Raw genomic sequence first — 16,587 nt, 5'->3', positions numbered from 1 at the left:
TCGCACCTCAATCACCGGAGACGGGTCGTGGGCCTGAGAACCCGCGTGGACGCGGTCTCGGGCACTCGACCCTGCCGGGTCAGCCCCGCGCGACCTCCATCCCGAGCCACGCGGCGAGCGCCTCGACCTCCGCCTCGACGGCGTCGCCGATGGCAGGCTCCCAAGGGAAGTCCTCGTGGATCGCGTTGACCCGGAGCACGCCGGCCTTCCGGTCGGCCTTCGCGTCGAGCTTCCCGACGAGCCGGTCGCCGTGGAGGATCGGCAGGGCGAAGTAGCCCCAGCGGCGCTTGGCGGCGGGCTTGTACATCTCCAGCACGTACTCGAAGTCGAAGAGGTCGAGCGCCCGGTCGCGGTCGTAGACGAGCCGGTCGAACGGGGAGAGGAATGCGGTCCGGCCCTCGAAGGGCTCGTCCAGCGCGGCGGCGGCATCGGGGTCGACCCGCCAGGTGCCGGGCGATCCCTCGACCCGCGCCTCGACACCCACGTCGCCGATCTCGACGATCTCCGCGAACTGCGCGGCCGGCTTGGCCCGCGCGATGCCGAGCGACGAGAGCCGCCGGCCCACCAGCTCGGCCCGCGCGTCGTCGTACGACGGGACCTCGAGGTCGGCGGGGTAGACCCGCTCGGCGAGGTCCCACCGGCGCAGCTTGCCCTTCCGCCCGGCGATCGCGACGTCGCCGAGCATCATCAGGAACTCGAGCATGAGCACGACGTTCTTGTCGTTGGTCCAGCCCGTCGACTCCCAGGGCTCGGCCGCGGTGTCGGGGATCTCGGAGGCGGTCAGCGGACCCTCGCCGCGCAGCCGGGCGAGCACGTCGGCCCGGAACGCCGCGTTGGCCTCGATCCAGCGCATCGCACGGTCGTAGCGGCCCCAGTCCTTCACCGTCGCCAGCGCGAGGACGACGTCGTCCATCGGCCGCACGTAGGAGCCGTGCTCGACGAGCGAGCGCTCCTCCTCGAGGGCGAACCGCAGGTCCGACGGCTCGTAGCCGTCTCCGAGGCGCGACCACGACACCAGGTCGACGTTGGGGGCGATCGCGGCGGTCGGGTCGATCTGCAGCACGGTCAGGTGGTCGACCATCGCCACCAGCGACGGCGGCCGGTAGGCGTCGAGCAGCTGCGCCCGCACCGCGATCCGGCGCGCGTCCTCCCGGCTCAGCTCCAGCACGAGCAGGAACCTACGACGGCGCGCCGACAACGCCGACTCGACATCACAGTCGTGCCAGCGCCGCCTTCAGCGGGTCGAGGCCGAGGGCGCCGAGGTCGAGCGCGGCGGTGTGGAACGCCTTCAGGTCGAACGAGGTGCCGGCGCGCGCGGTCGCCTCGGCGCGGGCCTCCAGCCAGATCCGCTCGCCGACCTTGTAGGACGGCGCCTGGCCGGGCCACCCGAGGTAGCGGTTGACCTCGAACCGCAGCGACCCGTCGTCCATCCGTGAGTGGGCGCGCATGAACTCGTAGACGAGCTCGGCGTTCCAGACCTCGCCCGGTCGCCAGCCGAACGGGTTGTCCTTCGGGATCGTCAGCCCGAGGTGGACGCCGATGTCGACGATCACCCGCGCCGCGCGGAAGCCCTGCATGTCGAGGAAACCGAGCCGGTCGCCCGGGTCGTCGAAGTAGCCGAGCTCGTCCATCAGCCGCTCGGAGTAGAGCGCCCAGCCCTCGCCGTGGCCGCTCACCCAGCACAGCAGGCGCTGCCAGCGGTTGAGCAGATCGGCGCGGTAGACGGCCTGCGCGCACTGGAGGTGGTGGCCGGGCACGCCCTCGTGGAAGACCGTGGTCGTCTCGCGCCAGGCCGAGTAGATCTCGTGGTCGTCGGTGAACGAGAACCACATCGTGCCGGGCCGCGAGAGGTCCTCGGACGGCGGCGTGTACCAGGCGCCGCCGTCGTTGACCGGCGCGACCTTGCAGGCGAGGTTGCGGATCGGCTCGGCGATGTCGAAGTGGACGCCGTTGAAGTCGGCGAGGATCCGGTCGGACTTCTCCTGCATCCACTCCTGGAACGCCTCGCGGCTGCCGCAGTCGCGGGCGGGGTCGGCGTCGAGCACCTTGACGGCGTCCTCGACCGAGCCGCCCGGCGTGATCCGCTGCGCGGTCGCGGCCATGTCGTCCTCGATGCGCTTGAGCTCCTCCCAGCCCCACGCATAGGTCTCCTCGAGGTCGACGGCCGCCCCGAGGAAGAACCGCGACGCGAGCGCGTAGTGCTCGCGGCCGACGCCGTCGGTGTCCTTGCCGCGCGGCGCGAGGTCGCTCTCGAGGAAGCTCGCGAACTCGGCGTACGCCGCGGACGCGCCCTCCGCGCGGGCGAGCACCTGGTCGCGCACGCCCTCGGGCGCCTTCGCGGCGAGGTCGGTGAAGTAGTTGCCGGCACCGGCGCGGGTCCAGCCCTGGATCTGCTTGGCGTGCTCGACGTACTGCCGGCGCGCGACGACCCGCCCGGCGGCCGCCTCCTCGAGGAGCGTGGCGCGGTAGGCGTCGAGCGCGGCCGGGATGCCCGCGAGGCGGGCGTCGATCGCCTCCCACTCCTCGGCGGTGTCGGTGCCCATCAGGTCGAACGCCTCACGCAGCTCCTGCGAGGCACCCGCGATCACGGACACCTCGTGCCGCGCCAGGCCGGCGTCGATCTTCTCCAGCTCGAGCCGGTTGCGCTCGAGGAACGCGTCGCGCGCGACGGTCTCGCGCTCGTCGCTGGGCTCGAGCGCCTCGACGTCGCGCACGGCGGACCGCACCAGCTCCTCGCGCGCGGCGAAGCCGTCGGGGGAGAAGTCGGGCAGCAGGTGGTCATAGCCGGGGATGCCGATCGCCGTCGCGGCCAGCGGGTCGCTGGTGGCCACGTCGTCGACGAACTGGTCGGTCCTGGAGTCCACGGGGCGGGTCATGGCGAGGACCCTATGTGAGCCGACCCACAGTTCGCCTCCGGGATTCGAGTCGTCAGCGGCGGACGACGCGGATCGTCCGCACGGCCCGCGAGCGCGCGAGGTCGGCGGAGCCGGCGTACGTCGCCGTGACCGTCGCTCGGCCGACGCGGGTGAGACGGGGGAGCCGGATCCGGGCGGTGCCGAGGTCCACGGTCGCCGTGCCGACGGTCCGGCCGCCGACGGCCAGCCGTACGGTCCCGCCGACCTCGTCGCCGGTGTCGCTCTCGCTGACGCGGACCAGCACCCACGGCCGGCTTCCGCGCATGGCGCGCGTGGGCAGCGACAGCCGGGTCCGCGTGGCGAGCGGGTCGGTCTCCGCCACCGGGTCCGGCTCCACCGGCGTCTCCGTCGGCGTCCCGGTCGGTGTGTCGTTCGGCGGCGGTTCGATGCCGCCGGCGCAGCCCGCGACGGTGATCCGGTAGGCGCCGACGCTGGCGTAGTCGTCGTACCCGGTCAGCCAGGTGCCCTCGCCCGCGCCGTCGACGCGCACGAACCACGGGTCGGCGGTGAGGTCGGCGGTCACGGCCGCGCCCGGCCCGGCAGGCTCGTCGGTCGCCACCACGGAGCCGCCCGCGTCGAGCAGGTCGAGACGGAGGTCCAGGTTGGCCCCGGTCTCCGCCGGCTCGGCGGTGATCGTGGTCGGTCCGGTGCAGGCGGGCAGCCGGTAGGTGTCCGCGTCGGTGGCGGTCGTGACGAAGCCGGTGCCGTCCCCGAGAGGTACGGCGGCGGCGACCTCGCCGCCCGACTCGTCGGCCCGGTAGCCGAGCACCGAGCCGATGATCGAGAGGTCGTCCTCGGTGTTGCTCGCGCCGGCGTAGGACCCGCGGCTCCACTGCGTGACGTCCTTGCCGAACGCCGCGCCCATGATCGGCGCCCAGTCGCCGTGCCCCGCGTAGTACGCGAGCTCCGCGGTGCCGTCGTGACGCAGCCCGAGGTTGTGGCCGACCTCGTGGCTGACCGCCTCGGCGACGTACGACGGGTCGTCGAAGAGCCGCTGCGCGAACACCCAGGCCGGGTCGTAGTAGGTCCGGCCGAAGACGTTGATGTAGGCGATGCCCGAGCAGCTGCCGCAGAGCACGCTCATCGCGCCCTGGCTCGGCGTGACCAGCGCGCGCACGCCCCGGTTGCCGAGGTCGCCCGGGTCCTCGGTGGTCACGTCGACGTCGTACGGCGCGAAGTCCTCCGCGACCCGGCGCCACACGTCCTGCACCAGCGTGCGCTCCTCGGCGTTGAACGCCGGGCCGTCGGAGCCGGGGTCCCACGCGGGATGGGTGCCGTCGAGGAGCAGCTTGACGACGTTCCAGGCGGTGGCCGCGACCCGGGCACCGTCGAAGTCGATGAAGATCGTCCTGGTCGCGCCGGGCCGGCTGTGCAGCGCGAACGTCTCGTCGAGTGGCGCCACCGGTTCGCCCGGAGCGGCGACGCGCGCGGGCCGCGACGGTGAGGGCTCGGCGTAGGCGACCGGCGGCGCCGGTTCCGCAGGGTCCGGTGCCGTGGGCGCCGGCGCGGCCAGGGCGGCCGCGAGCAGCGCGATGCCGGCAGCGACGATCCGCACCTGGCCCTCCTCGAGACGGGGAACTCCGCCTCAGGAATCGGCCGCGACCTCCGCGACCTGAGCGGCGCGCGTGTAGCGACGCGCCAGCACGGCGAGGTGGTCGACCAGGGCGGCCGGCGACTCGACGGTGAAGTCGATGCCGAGCATCCCGATCCACACGGAGACGATCTCCAGGCTGTCGCCGCCGGTCACCAGCACCGACCGGCCGTCGGGCAGCGGCTCCACGGTGCCGACGGCGGGGTTGATCCGCGCCACGACCTCCTCGGCCGGCGCCTCGATCACCAACCGGGCGTGGACGGCCCACCCGGTGCGGGCCACCTCGCGCACCACGAACTCGGTCATGTCGCCGGGGAACTCCGTCGGCGTGAACCGGCGGTCGCCCGGCGTGCGGAGCTCCAGCCAGTCCACGCGGTACGGCGCCCAGCGGCCGCTGTCGGGGTCGCGAGCGACGAGGTACCACCGCCGCTGCCACGACACCAGGTGGTAGGGCTCGAGCCGCAGCGGCTCGTCCTGGTAGCGGCAGCGCAGCCCGTCGTGGTCGCGGATCGCGGCTGCCAGCGTCGTCAGCAGCTCGGGCGCGACCGGCCGGTCGGGCAGCGACCCGTCGGTGTTGGGGCCGGCGCTCGATCCGGAGCGCAGCGCCGCGACCTGGCGCCCGAGCCGGGTCGGCAGCACCTGGTCGAGCTTGGCCAGCGCCCGGGCGCCGGCCTCCTCGAAGCCGGCCATGCCGGTGGAGGCGCGGAGGCCGACCGCGACGGCCACGGCCTCGTCGTCGTCGAGCAGGAGCGGCGGCAGCTTGGCCCCCGCGCCGAGCCGGTAGCGGCCGCCCGGGCCCCGGACCGCGTGGACGGGGTAGCCGAGCTCGCGCAGGCGTGCGACGTCGTTGCGGACGGTCCGGTCGGTGACGTCGAGTCGCTCCGCGAGCTCGGCGCCGGACCAGTCGCTGCGGCTCTGGAGGAGCCCCAGCAGGGCGAGCAGCCGGGCGGAGGTGGCGGCCATCGACGTACCTCTCGAAGAAAGTCGGAACCCGTCCAGAATAACGGAAAGAAGCGTTCCGGAACCCTTCTTAACGTGGTCTTCACCAGGTCGGAAACCCACCAAGGAGAAGCCATGAACACCCAGCCCAGCACCGAGATCAGCACCGAGATCCGCCCCTTCACCGTCGAGGTCCCGCAGGCCCAGCTCGACGACCTCCAGGCCCGCCTCGCCAACACCCGCTTCGCCCCGGCCGCGCCCGGCGACTCGTGGGACTACGGCACCCCGGAGTCCTACCTGCGCGACATGGTCGGCCGCTGGCAGCAGTTCGACTGGCGCGCGGAGGAGGCGCGGATCAACGCGCACCCCAACTTCGTGACCGACATCGACGGCCAGACCGTCCACTTCGTGCACGTGCGCTCCGAGGTCGGGGACGCGACGCCGCTCCTGCTCGCGCACACCTACCCGGGCTCGTTCACGGAGTTCCTCGAGATGATCGCCCCGCTCACCGACCCGGTGGCGCACGGCGGCACGGAGGCCGACGCCTTCCACGTCGTGATCCCGTCGATGCCGGGCTTCGGGTTCTCGACGCCTGTCGCCGAGGGGCCGTGGACCATGGCGCGGATCGCACGCACCTACGACGCGCTGATGCGCCGGCTCGGCTACGACTCCTACGGCATCCACGGCAGCGACGGCGGCGCGCTGGTGAGCCGGGAGCTCGCCGTCCTCGACCCCCAGGGCTTCCGCGGCGCGCACGTGCTCCAGCTCTTCTCGTTCCCGACCGGCGCGGAGGGCGAGATGGACGACTTCGGCCCGAGGGAGTACGCCGCGCTCGCGCACCTGCAGTGGTTCCAGGGCGTCGGCGGCTACAACGCCATGAACGGCAGCCGTCCGCAGACCATCGGCGCCGCGTTGGCCGACTCGCCGGTCGGGACGCTTGCCTACAGCGAGCTGTTCGAGAGCTTCGGCAACGGCACCAGCCTGGTCACGCCCGAGCAGGTGATCGCCCAGGCGAGCCTCTACTGGCTCACCAACACCTACGCCTCGGCCGCCCGCTACCACTACGAGGAGCAGCGGACCGGCGTCGAGCCGGTCGTCAGCCAGGGCCGGATCGGCGTGGTCGTGTTCAAGGACGACTTCCAGACGATCCGCGCGTTCGCCGAGCGCGACAACGCCAACATCCAGCACTGGACGGAGTACGACCGCGGCGGGCACTACGCCGCGCTGGAGGTCCCGGAGCTCGTCGTCGAGGACCTGCGGAAGTTCTTCGCCTGAGTCAGCCGCGCAGGCCGCTCGCCCGCCAGGCCCCCGGGCCGTGGGCGAGCGGCTTCCGCATGCGCGCGGCCGGTGCGGCCCATTGCGACTTCGGCGGCTCGGGCGCGGGCTCGCCGCCGCCCAGCGCCGAGAACACCGCGACGATCGCGGCGACCTCCTCGGGGGTGGCGTCGGGGGAGACCACCTTCAGCAGCGGCTTCTGGTCCTCGGTCACAGCGGGATGTTCCCGTGCTTCTTGGGCGGGAGGACTTCCCGCTTGGTGCGCAGCAGCCGCAGGCCGCGGACGATCTCGGCGCGCGTCTCGTGCGGGCGGATGACGGCGTCGATGTAGCCGCGCTCGGCCGCGATGTAGGGGTTGGCGAGCGTGGTCTCGTACTCGTCGATCAGCTCGGCGCGCCGGGTGTCGACCTGCTCCTGCGAGGTTCCGCTGTCGGCGAGCTCCTTGAGCTCGCGGCGGTAGACGATGTTGGCCGCGCCCTGAGCGCCCATCACCGCGATCTGGCCGGTGGGCCACGACAGGTTGAGGTCGGCGCCGAGGTGCTTGGAGCCCATGACGTCGTAGGCGCCGCCGTAGGCCTTGCGGGTGATGATCGTGACCAGCGGGACGGTGGCCTCGGCGTAGGCGTAGATCAGCTTCGCGCCGCGGCGGATGATGCCGGCGTGCTCCTGGCCGACGCCGGGGAGGAAGCCGGGCACGTCGACGAAGGTGACGACCGGGATGTTGAACGCGTCGCAGGTGCGCACGAACCGGGCGGCCTTCTCGGAGGCGTCGATGTCGAGGGTGCCGGCGAACTGCATCGGCTGGTTGGCCACGATGCCGACCGAGTGGCCCTCGACCCGGCCGTAGCCGACGATGATGTTGGGCGCGAAGAGCGGCTGCACCTCGAGGAACTCGCCGTCGTCGAGCACGGTCGTGATGACGTCGTGCATGTCGTAGGGCTGGTTCGGGCTGTCGGGGATCAGCGTGTCGAGCGCGAGGTCCTCGTCGGTGGGGGCAAGGTCGGCCTCCTCCGGGAAGGACGGCGGCTCGTCCATGTTGTTCTGCGGGAGGTAGGACAGCAGCGCCTTGACGTACTCGAGCGCGTCCTCCTCGTCGGCGGCCATGTAGTGGGCGTTGCCGGACTTGGTGTTGTGGGCCCGGGCGCCGCCGAGCTCCTCCATCGTGACGTCCTCGCCGGTGACGGTCTTGATCACGTCGGGTCCGGTGATGAACATCGCCGAGGTCTGGTCGACCATCACGGTGAAGTCGGTGACCGCGGGGGAGTAGACGTGGCCGCCGGCGCAGTTGCCCATGATCAGCGAGATCTGCGGGATGACGCCGGAGGCGTGGACGTTGCGGCGGAAGATCTCGCCGTACAGACCGAGCGAGACGACGCCCTCCTGGATGCGGGCGCCGGCGCCCTCGTTGATGCCGATGATCGGCGAGCCGGTCTTGATGGCGAGGTCCATCACCTTGGTGATCTTCTCGCCGTAGACCTCGCCGAGCGAGCCGCCGAAGATCGTGAAGTCCTGGGAGAACACGCACACCTGGCGGCCGTCGATCGTGCCGTAGCCGGTGATGACGCCGTCGCCGTACGGGCGGTTCTTCTCGAGCCCGAAGTTGGTGGACCGGTGCCGTGCCAGCTCGTCCATCTCGACGAAAGAGCCCTCGTCGAAGAGCTGCTCGATCCGCTCGCGGGCGGTCTGACGGCCCTTGGCGTGCTGCTTCTCCACCGCCTTCTCGCTGGCGGCGTGGACCGCCTCGTCGAGCCGGCGTTCGAGGTCGGCGAGCTTGCCGGCGGTGGTGTGGATGTCGGGCTGGTCCTGAGTGGCGGCGGGTTCGGCAGTCACGGTGGTTGGCCTCCTTGCGTCAATGGGGAAGGGTAGTGGGCGTGACCGGAGCCCCCACCTCGCGCCCACCCCTCGACTCGTCCGCGCTCGCCGAGGCGTTCGACAAGCTGCCCGACCTGAGCCTCGAGCTGCTGCCCGAGGCCGCCTCGACCAACCAGGTCGCGGCCGAACGGGCGCGCGCCGGCGCACCCGAGGGCCTGGTCGTCGTCGCCGACCACCAGACGGCCGGCCGCGGCCGCCTCGACCGCACCTGGGAGACCCCGCCGGGCACGGCGGTCACGTTCTCCCTCATGCTCCGCCCGTCCGTCGCACCCGCGGCGTGGCCGTGGCTGCCGCTGCTGACCGGCCACACGGTCGCCAAGGCCCTGCGGGCGCTGGGGTACGACGCCCGCGTGAAGTGGCCCAACGACGTGCTGGTTGACGACCGCAAGGTGGCCGGCATCCTGGTCGAGCGGGTGGAGACGCCCGACGGCCCGGCCGCGATCGTGGGCGCCGGGATCAACGTCGACCTCGGCGAGGACGAGCTGCCCGTCGCGACCGCCACGTCGCTCGGCATCGCCGCGCACGACGGCACTGCCGTGCCCGACCGCGAGACGGTGCTGCTCGACGTCGTGGCTGCCGTCCGTGAGGGCTACGACGCCTGGCAGGCAGGCGGCGAGGCCGCCGCGAGCCGCCTCGCGGCGTCGTACTCCGCCAACTGCGCGACCATCGGCCAGGAGGTGCGGGTCGACCTGCCGGGCGGCGAGTCGATGACGGGCACCGCGACGGCGGTCGACCCCGACGGCCGCCTCGTCGTCGACACGGTCGGCGGCACCGAGCGGGTGGGCGCGGGCGACGTGGTGCACGTACGACCCGCCGGCAAGTAATTGGTGGGATGATCCGGGCGTGGCCATCTCACAGAAGCTGCTCAACCCCGGCGAGAACCTGCTGGTCAGCACGCGCCAGCACCCGAAGGCGCTGTTCGGCCCGATGCTCGCGCTCGTCGTGCTGCTCGCGATCGGCGTCGCCGTGCAGGTCCTGATCGACGACGAGGACCTCGGCTGGCTCGAGCTCGCCGTCTGGGTCGTGGTGCTGATCGGCATCCTCTGGTTCTGCGTCCGGCCGTTCCTCGACTGGCTGACGACGGTCCACGGCATCACCGAGCGACGGCTCATCACGCGGCAGGGCATCATCACCCGCCGCGGCCACGACATCCCGCTCGCGCGCGTCAGCGACGTGCAGATCGAGATCAACCTGATCGACCGGCCGTTCGGCTGCGGCACGCTGGTGATCACCGACGCCTCCACGTTCGGCGAGGTCCGGCTCAACGACATCCCGCACGTGGAGCGCACCCAGCTGCAGCTCAACGAGCAGCTGCACCGCCTGCACGGCGGCGGCGGTCCCGACGCGCGCCGAGCGGACGAAGGTGTCTGACGAGGCACCGTCCCTCACCGCCGCGGAGGTCGCCGAGCGCGCCGGGATGCCCGTCGACCAGGCGCGGCGGCTCTGGCGGATCCTCGGCTTCCCCGAGAGCGGTGACGCGCCCGCGTTCTCCAAGGACGACGTCGTCGCGCTCGAGACCGTCATGGCGGTGCTCCGCGACGGGATCGTCGACCTCGACGTCATCTACAACGTCGCGCGCGGCGTCGGGCTGACGATGGCGCGGCTCGCCGACTGGGAGGTGAGCACCCTCGTCCAGCACGTCGAGGAGGCGTACGCCGCCGCGGGCGGCTCGCCCGACGGCGACCCCGCGACGTGGGCGATCGACAAGTACGGCAAGGCGTTCGAGGACCTCATCATCCACGCCTGGCGGCGGCACCTGAGCGCTTCGCTGGCGCGGATGGAGTCGGTGCGCGCGGTCGACGAGGAGGCGGGCACCGTCCAGGTGACGGTGGGCTTCGCCGACATCGTCGGGTTCACCGCGCTGTCCAACGAGCTCACCCGGGAGCGGATCGGCGACCTGGTCGAGCTCTTCGAGGCGCGCTGCGGCGACGTGATCGCCGCCCAGCACGGCCGCCTGATCAAGAGCATGGGCGACGCCGTGCTCTTCGTGAACGACGATCCGCTCGCCGCGTTCGCGACCGCCGAGGGGATCATCAACGTGATCGGCCGCGACAGCCGGATGCCCGACGTCCGGGTCGGGCTGGCCACCGGGGCCGTGGTGATGCGCCTCGGCGACGTGTTCGGGCCGCCCGTCAACCTCGCGTCCCGGCTGACCAACGTCGCCCGGCGCAACCGGATCATCATCGACGCGGCCACCGCCGACCTGCTGCCCGGCGACCAGATCGAGTCCCGGCCGCTGCCGCCGCGGCCGGTCCGGGGCTTCGGCATCGTCGAGCCGCTGACCGCTCGTCGCGTCTGACCGACCGTTCGTCGCAGATTGCCTTTCGCAAAATTTGGTGCAATACGACCTCGCGGACGGCCGTAGGTCCCTACGTTGTGCCTGTGATCGAGGTGCAGGACGTGCGGCTCGACCCGGACGCTCGGCGCGTGTGGCGGGGCGAGCGTGAGGTGTTGTTCTCCCGCAAGGAGTTCGACCTGGTCCACGCCCTCATCGCGAAGGCCGGCGTCATCGTCAGTCGCGAGGAGCTGATGCGCGACGTGTGGCACGCCGACTTCTGGACCTCGTCGAAGACCATCGACGTCCACCTCGGCTGGGTGCGCCGCAAGCTCGGCGACGACACCCGGCACCCGGTCCTCATCACGACGGTCCGCGGCCAGGGGCTGCGTTTCGAGACCGAGCCCGCCGCGCCGGCGCCGACTGCCTAGCGGATAACCTCTGCGGGTGCCGGAACCCGCTCCCCGCCTCGCCGTCATCGGTGGTGGCCAGCTGGCCCGGATGATGGCCCAGCCCGCCATCGCCCTCGGACTCCCGCTCCGCCTCCTCGCCGAGGCCGAGGGTGTGTCCGCCGCCCAGGTCATCCCCGACCAGATGGTCGGCGACTACACCGACCTGCCCACGCTGCGCGAGGTCACCGCCGGCTGCGCCGTCGTGACGTTCGACCACGAGCACGTGCCGACCCAGCACCTGCACGCGCTCGCGGAGGCCGGCGTCGCCGTACGGCCGGGGCCGGAGGCGCTGGTCCACGCGCAGGACAAGGTCGTGATGCGCGAGGCGATGGCGCTGCTCGACGCCCCGCAGCCGCGGTGGGCAGTGGTCGCCTCGGTCGCCGACGTCGAGGCGTTCGGCTTCCCGTGCGTGCTCAAGGTCAGCCGCGGCGGCTACGACGGCCGCGGCGTCTGGGTGGTGCGCGAGCCGGCCGACGTCGCCGAGCCGCTCGCGACCGCGCAGGACCGCGGCGTCCGGCTGCTCGCCGAGGAGCTCGTGGACTTCCGGCGCGAGCTCTCGGCGCTCGTCGCCCGCGCCCCCAGCGGCCAGGCTGCGTCGTACCCCGTCGTCGCCACGACCCAGGTCGACGGCATCTGCCACGAGGTCGTCGCGCCGGCCCCCGACCTCGACCCGGCGCTCGCCGGCGACGCCCAGGAGCTGGCGCTCGCGGTGGCCGGGAAGCTCGGGGTCACCGGCATCCTCGCGGTCGAGCTGTTCGAGACCCGGGACGGCCGGATCCTCGTCAACGAGCTCGCGATGCGCCCGCACAACACCGGCCACTGGAGCCAGGACGGCGCGGTCACCTCGCAGTTCGAGAACCACCTGCGCGCCGTGATGGACCTGCCGCTCGGCTCGCCCGCCCCGCGCGCGCCGTGGACGGTGATGGTCAACATCCTCGGGTCCGACAACCCCGACGTGGGGCGGCTGTACGACGGCTACCCGCACGCGATGGCGCGCGACCCGCGGCTGCGGGTGCACCTCTACGGCAAGGAGCTGCGGCCGGGGCGCAAGGTCGGGCACGTCAACGCCTACGGCGACGACCTCGAGGACTGCCTCGAGCGCGCACGGCACGCGGCGGCGTGGTTCCGGGGGGACCTGGGGAACGAGTCGGAGTGACCACCGGCGCTAGCCTTCGCCCATGACTGCGCGCGTGGGCATCGTGATGGGCTCGGATTCCGACTGGCCGGTGATGGCCGCGGCCGCCGAGGCGCTGAAGGAGTTCGGCATCGACTACGAGGCCGACGTCGTCTCGGCGCACCGGATGCCGGAGGAGATGCTCGCCTACGGGAAGGACGCCCACGGTCGCGGGCTCGAGGTGATCATCGCCGGCGCCGGGGGAGCGGCCCACCTGCCCGGGATGCTCGCGTCGGTCACGCCGCTGCCGGTGATCGGCGTGCCGGTGCCGCTGAAGTACCTCGACGGCCTGGACTCCCTGCTCTCCATCGTGCAGATGCCCGCGGGCGTGCCCGTCGCGACCGTCGCGGTGGGCGGCGCCCGCAACGCCGGCCTGCTCGCCGTCCGCATCCTCGCCGCCGGCGACCCCGACCTGCAGAAGCAGATGCTCGAGTTCCAGGCCGACCTCAAGGCCGCCGCCCAGGCCAAGGGCGCGGTCGTGCGCGGCGACGCCGGGTAGCCGGTGGTTTCGAGGCTCGCTGCGCTCGCACCTCAACCACCGGTGCGCCGCCTCGTCGGCCTCGACGTGGCGCGCTGCCTCGCGCTGGTCGGGATGATCGCGACCCACGTCCTCGAGAGCCGTACGGCGAATGGCGAGCTCACGTTCGCGCACGAGCTCGCGGGCGGGCGCGCCTCCGCGCTGTTCGCGGTGCTGGCGGGGGTGACGCTTGCGCTGCTCAGCGGGGGACGCGAGCCGCTGCAGGGCGGCGACCGGCGGCGGGCGGCGACGGGCCTCGCGATCAGGGCCGCGCTGGTGGCGCTGGTCGGTCTCGGGCTCGGTGAGCTGGAGACCGGGCTGGCGATCATCCTGACCTACTACGGCGTGCTGTTCCTGCTGGGCCTGCCGTTCCTCGCCCTGCGCGCGCGGTCGCTCGCGATGCTCGCCGCGGCGTGGGTCGTCGCGGCGCCGGTGGTGTCCCACCTGGTGCGGCCCGCTCTCCCCGAGCGGCGGTGGGAGAGCCCGCACTTCGAGCAGCTCGGAGACCCCGGACCGCTCCTGAGCGAGCTCCTGCTGACCGGCTACTACCCGGCGGTCCCGTGGCTGGCCTACCTGCTCGCCGGGATGGCGCTGGGGCGCTGCGACCTGCGCGGCCGGGCGTTGCCCGCCGCGCTCGCCGCCGGCGGCGCCGGCCTGGCGATCCTCGCCACGACGATCTCGCGGATCGCCACGGCGTATCCGCAGGTGCGCGAGGCGATCTTCCCGCGCTCGCCCGACCTCGGCCGCGACGAGTTCCTGGTCCTCGTCAGCGGCAGCCAGCACGGCACCACGCCTGCCGACGGCGCGTGGCAGTGGCTGCTGATCGTCTCGCCCCACTCGGCGACGCCGTTCGACCTCGCCCAGACGATCGGCAGCTCGCTGCTCGTGATCGGGCTGTGCCTCCTGCTCGTCGACCTGCTGCCAGAGGCCGGCCGCCGGACGGTCGCGGTGCTCTTCGGCGCGGGCACGATGACGCTGTCGCTCTACTCGCTGCACGCGGTGCTGCGCACCCCCGACGTGTGGCCGGCGGAGGAGCCCGACACGTTCATCTGGCACGTGCTGGTGGTGCTCGCCGTGGGTGCCTTCTTCATCGCGATCGGGCGCCGCGGGCCGCTCGAGGCGGTCGTCGGCGCGCCGGGCAGGGCGCTGCGCCGTACGACCGAGCGCTAGCTGATCGGGCTCAGGCGCGCGCCCGGCGCCGGTAGTGCCAGACCTGCGACGGGCAGATGTCCATCACCATCGGCATGCCGGCGGCCTGCGCGCGCTCGAACGCGGCCTGGTCGATGACGCCCATCTGGAACCACACGCCCTTGGCGCCCACCGCGATCGCCTCGTCGACGTGCTGGCCGGCGTCCTCGGAGCGGCGGAACACGTCGACCACGTCGATCGGGAACGGCACGTCGGCGAGGGACTTGTAGACCAGCTCGCCGAGCACCTTCTTCTCGCCGTCGGCCGACGGGTGGATCGGCACCACCCGCTTGCCGTTGGCCTGGAGCTCCTCGGCGATCGAGTACGCCGTACGCCACGGGTCGCCGCTGAGGCCGACCACGGCCCACACCTCCCGCTCGTCGAGCATGGTGTCGATGACGGCCGGGTCCTTCCAGGCAGGAGCGCTCATACCTACCCAACCTACGAGCGCGCCGGTTGCTTCCCGCGGCCCACCAGGCCTCAGCCGAGCAGGCCGTGCTCGTGGGCGAAGACCACGATCTGCACCCGGTCGCGCAGCCCGAGCTTGCGGAGGACCGCGCCGACGTGGGTCTTCACCGTCGACTCGCTGAGGTGGACGGTCGCGGCGACCTCGCTGTTCGACAGCCCGCGCGCGACGGCGTCGAAGATGTCGCGCTCCTTCTCCGTCAGCGCGAGGTACGACGCCGGCGGGGCGACCGCGGCGCCGAACGTGCTGTCCAGGAGGCGGGCGAGGTCCTGCGGCGCGAGCACCGCGTTGCCCGCCGCGACCGTGCGGATCGCCTCGGCGAGCTGCATCGGGGTGGTGTCCTTGAGCAGGAACCCGCTGGCGCCGTGCCGGATGGCCGTCGCGGCCCGGTCGTCGAGGTCGAACGTCGTGAGCACCACGACGCGGAGTGCCCGCTCGCGGCGCGCGACCCGCTCCGGCGCGAGCAGCTGGCGGGTCGCCTCGACCCCGTCCATCTCGGGCATCCGCAGGTCCATCAGCACCACGTCGGGCTCGGTCTCCTCGGCGACCGCGATCGCCTCGAGCCCGTCGGCGGCCGTGCCGACGACGTGCATCCCGGGCTGGGCGTCGACGATCACCCGCACGCCCTCGCGGAACAGGTCCTGGTCGTCGACGAGGACGACCCGGATGTCGCCGTCCTCGGCCACCGGGGCGGTCACCTCGCTCCCGTCGGCAGCCACGCGGTCACCGTGAACGTCGGGTGGCCGGCACCGGTGCGCGGCCGTACGTCGAGCCGGCCGTTGACCGACTCGAGCCGGCGCCGCATGCCCTCCAGCCCGTTGCCCGGCACCGGCGAGTAGTCGTTCGCCGCCACGATGGCGACGGTGTCGACCGTCGCCATGTCGATGACGTTGCGCACCTCGATCCTGAGCTCCTCCTGCCAGTGCCGCTCCACGTGCACCGGCTCGTCGCGCCGGCCGTGCCGGATCGCGTTGGTCAGCATCTCCTGGAGCACCCGGTAGGCGACGACCTCGAGCTCCGGCGGCAGCGGCCGAGGGTCGCCGATCTCGGTCGAGATGACCTCGTGGCCGCTCGCCTTCACGCCGTCGATGAGGGTGTCGAGCCCGCCGCGCGGGGTCCGGTCGCTGGTCGCGCCGAGCACCTGTCGCACGTCCTGGAGCGACGTGCGGGCCGACGTCGCGATCGTCGCGAGCGTCTCCTTGAGCCGGGCCGGCTCGTCGTCGGGGAGGTACTGCGCCGACTCGGCCTGCGCCAGGATCACCGCCAGCGAGTGACCGACCACGTCGTGCACGTCGCGTGCGAGCCGGGCCTGGCCCTCCCGCAGCTCGGCGAGCTCGGCGGCCTGATCACGCTCGTGCGCGGTCTCGATCTGCTCGGCGCGGGTCTGCGCCTCGCGCCCGAGCACGCGCAGCAGCAGGCCGACCAGCCACGGCACGATCAGCACTGCGCTGCCGAGGACCACCGCGCCGACGACGGAGTACGACGCCGGACCCGACGCGAGGATCCGGAAGTAGAGGTCGTTGGCCTGGGCGAGGTCGACGCCGATGCCCCACGCGACCAGCACCAGTGCGCCGACCGCCGGGATCGACGCGGCACTGGCCACGACCGTCGGCACCGAGCCGTAGCGCGCGCAGCCGAAGGCCACCACGCCCGCGGCCGCCTCGACGAGCAGGAGCGGGATGTCGGCGGCGAGGTGGAGCATCGCCACGACCCACAGCAGCCCGAGCGCGAGGCTGGGCCGCAGTCGGTAGGCGCCGACCGCGACGGCGAACACGAGGACGAACACGAGCTCCAGCCCGGCGACCGGTCCCTGGCGGAGCAGCAGCTCGTTGAGCTCCCACAACCCGAGCACGAGCACGGTGAGCCCGAGCGCGACGGCGGGCAGCCACCGGGCCAGCTCCTCGCGTCGGGTCACGGGGAGAT

The 16,587-nt window shown here is 72.8% G+C and carries 17 protein-coding genes; 8 read left to right on the top strand and 9 right to left on the bottom strand.

Features of this window, described 5'->3' with window-relative positions; translation table 11 throughout:
- Positions 1–79: 79 nt before the first annotated feature.
- The 4 genes from HNR19_RS15560 to HNR19_RS15545 are packed head-to-tail and all read right to left on the bottom strand — an operon-like array spanning position 80 to position 5,469.
- The gene (locus HNR19_RS15560) at positions 80–1,168 is read right to left on the bottom strand and encodes a DNA glycosylase AlkZ-like family protein (protein ID WP_343047218.1); all 1,089 of its coding nucleotides are present in this window, start codon (positions 1,166–1,168) and stop codon (positions 80–82) included.
- A 43-nt stretch (positions 1,169–1,211) separates the two neighbouring features.
- The gene (locus tag HNR19_RS15555; protein ID WP_179668764.1) at positions 1,212–2,876 is read right to left on the bottom strand and encodes a DUF885 domain-containing protein; all 1,665 of its coding nucleotides are present in this window, start codon (positions 2,874–2,876) and stop codon (positions 1,212–1,214) included.
- Between the two features lie 52 nt (positions 2,877–2,928).
- Positions 2,929–4,470 carry an Ig-like domain repeat protein gene (locus tag HNR19_RS23600; protein WP_179668763.1) on the bottom strand — a complete coding sequence of 514 codons (1,542 nt, stop codon included), beginning with the start codon at positions 4,468–4,470 and terminating at the stop codon, positions 2,929–2,931.
- A gap of 30 nt (positions 4,471–4,500) precedes the next feature.
- Positions 4,501–5,469, bottom strand: coding sequence for a helix-turn-helix transcriptional regulator (locus HNR19_RS15545; protein ID WP_179668762.1), 969 nt, complete (start codon positions 5,467–5,469; stop codon positions 4,501–4,503).
- Between the two features lie 111 nt (positions 5,470–5,580).
- Here HNR19_RS15545 and HNR19_RS15540 point away from each other — a divergent pair, with 111 nt between their 5' ends.
- Positions 5,581–6,720, top strand: a complete 1,140-nt coding sequence (locus HNR19_RS15540) for an epoxide hydrolase family protein (protein WP_179668761.1) — start codon at positions 5,581–5,583, stop codon at positions 6,718–6,720.
- 1 nt (position 6,721) lies between these two features.
- On the opposite strand, the gene HNR19_RS15535 is transcribed toward HNR19_RS15540, so the two are convergent.
- Both HNR19_RS15535 and HNR19_RS15530 read right to left on the bottom strand, forming a co-directional pair.
- Positions 6,722–6,934, bottom strand: coding sequence for an acyl-CoA carboxylase epsilon subunit (locus tag HNR19_RS15535; RefSeq protein WP_179668760.1), 213 nt, complete (start codon positions 6,932–6,934; stop codon positions 6,722–6,724).
- Positions 6,931–8,550, bottom strand: coding sequence for a carboxyl transferase domain-containing protein (locus HNR19_RS15530; protein WP_179668759.1), 1,620 nt, complete (start codon positions 8,548–8,550; stop codon positions 6,931–6,933). Before HNR19_RS15530 ends, HNR19_RS15535 begins: the two co-directional genes overlap by 4 nt.
- Positions 8,551–8,591: 41 nt before the next feature.
- On the opposite strand from HNR19_RS15530, the gene HNR19_RS15525 reads away from it, so the two are divergent.
- The 7 genes from HNR19_RS15525 to HNR19_RS15495 all read left to right on the top strand — a co-directional run bounded on the left by HNR19_RS15525 (position 8,592) and on the right by HNR19_RS15495 (position 14,180).
- Positions 8,592–9,416, top strand: a complete 825-nt coding sequence (locus tag HNR19_RS15525; protein ID WP_343047217.1) for a biotin--[acetyl-CoA-carboxylase] ligase — start codon at positions 8,592–8,594, stop codon at positions 9,414–9,416.
- A gap of 19 nt (positions 9,417–9,435) precedes the next feature.
- Positions 9,436–9,963 carry a PH domain-containing protein gene (locus HNR19_RS15520; protein ID WP_179668757.1) on the top strand — a complete coding sequence of 176 codons (528 nt, stop codon included), beginning with the start codon at positions 9,436–9,438 and terminating at the stop codon, positions 9,961–9,963.
- A complete protein-coding gene (locus HNR19_RS15515) occupies positions 9,956–10,891 on the top strand; it encodes an adenylate/guanylate cyclase domain-containing protein (protein ID WP_343047216.1) in 936 nt (311 codons plus the stop codon). The genes HNR19_RS15520 and HNR19_RS15515 overlap by 8 nt, the downstream gene beginning before the upstream one ends.
- Positions 10,892–10,974: 83 nt before the next feature.
- Positions 10,975–11,298, top strand: coding sequence for a winged helix-turn-helix domain-containing protein (locus HNR19_RS22880; RefSeq protein ID WP_179668756.1), 324 nt, complete (start codon positions 10,975–10,977; stop codon positions 11,296–11,298).
- Between the two features lie 16 nt (positions 11,299–11,314).
- Positions 11,315–12,475 (top strand): 5-(carboxyamino)imidazole ribonucleotide synthase, encoded by a 1,161-nt coding sequence (locus HNR19_RS15505; RefSeq protein WP_179668755.1) that lies wholly within the window; start codon positions 11,315–11,317, stop codon positions 12,473–12,475.
- 22 nt (positions 12,476–12,497) lie between these two features.
- Positions 12,498–12,992, top strand: a complete 495-nt coding sequence (purE, locus tag HNR19_RS15500) for a 5-(carboxyamino)imidazole ribonucleotide mutase (protein ID WP_179668754.1) — start codon at positions 12,498–12,500, stop codon at positions 12,990–12,992.
- Positions 12,993–12,995: 3 nt separating this feature from the next.
- Positions 12,996–14,180: a heparan-alpha-glucosaminide N-acetyltransferase domain-containing protein gene (locus HNR19_RS15495; RefSeq protein WP_179668753.1), complete on the top strand. Its 1,185-nt coding sequence runs from the start codon at positions 12,996–12,998 to the stop codon at positions 14,178–14,180.
- A 10-nt stretch (positions 14,181–14,190) separates the two neighbouring features.
- Here the strand turns inward: HNR19_RS15495 and HNR19_RS15490 are convergent, their stop codons facing one another.
- The 3 genes from HNR19_RS15490 to HNR19_RS22875 are packed head-to-tail and all read right to left on the bottom strand — an operon-like array spanning position 14,191 to position 16,579.
- On the bottom strand, positions 14,191–14,628 hold the full coding sequence (locus HNR19_RS15490) for a CoA-binding protein (RefSeq protein WP_179668752.1): 438 nt from the start codon (positions 14,626–14,628) through the stop codon (positions 14,191–14,193).
- Positions 14,629–14,678: 50 nt separating this feature from the next.
- Positions 14,679–15,383, bottom strand: a complete 705-nt coding sequence (locus HNR19_RS15485) for a response regulator (RefSeq protein ID WP_343047215.1) — start codon at positions 15,381–15,383, stop codon at positions 14,679–14,681.
- On the bottom strand, positions 15,359–16,579 hold the full coding sequence (locus HNR19_RS22875; protein ID WP_179668751.1) for a histidine kinase: 1,221 nt from the start codon (positions 16,577–16,579) through the stop codon (positions 15,359–15,361). Before HNR19_RS22875 ends, HNR19_RS15485 begins: the two co-directional genes overlap by 25 nt.
- Between the last annotated feature and the right edge of the window lie 8 nt (positions 16,580–16,587).

It is taken from the genome of Nocardioides thalensis (assembly GCF_013410655.1).
Classification (GTDB): domain Bacteria; phylum Actinomycetota; class Actinomycetes; order Propionibacteriales; family Nocardioidaceae; genus Nocardioides; species Nocardioides thalensis.
Note: the sequence above shows the minus strand (reverse complement) of the source record. Positions and strands in the feature narration are given on the sequence as shown.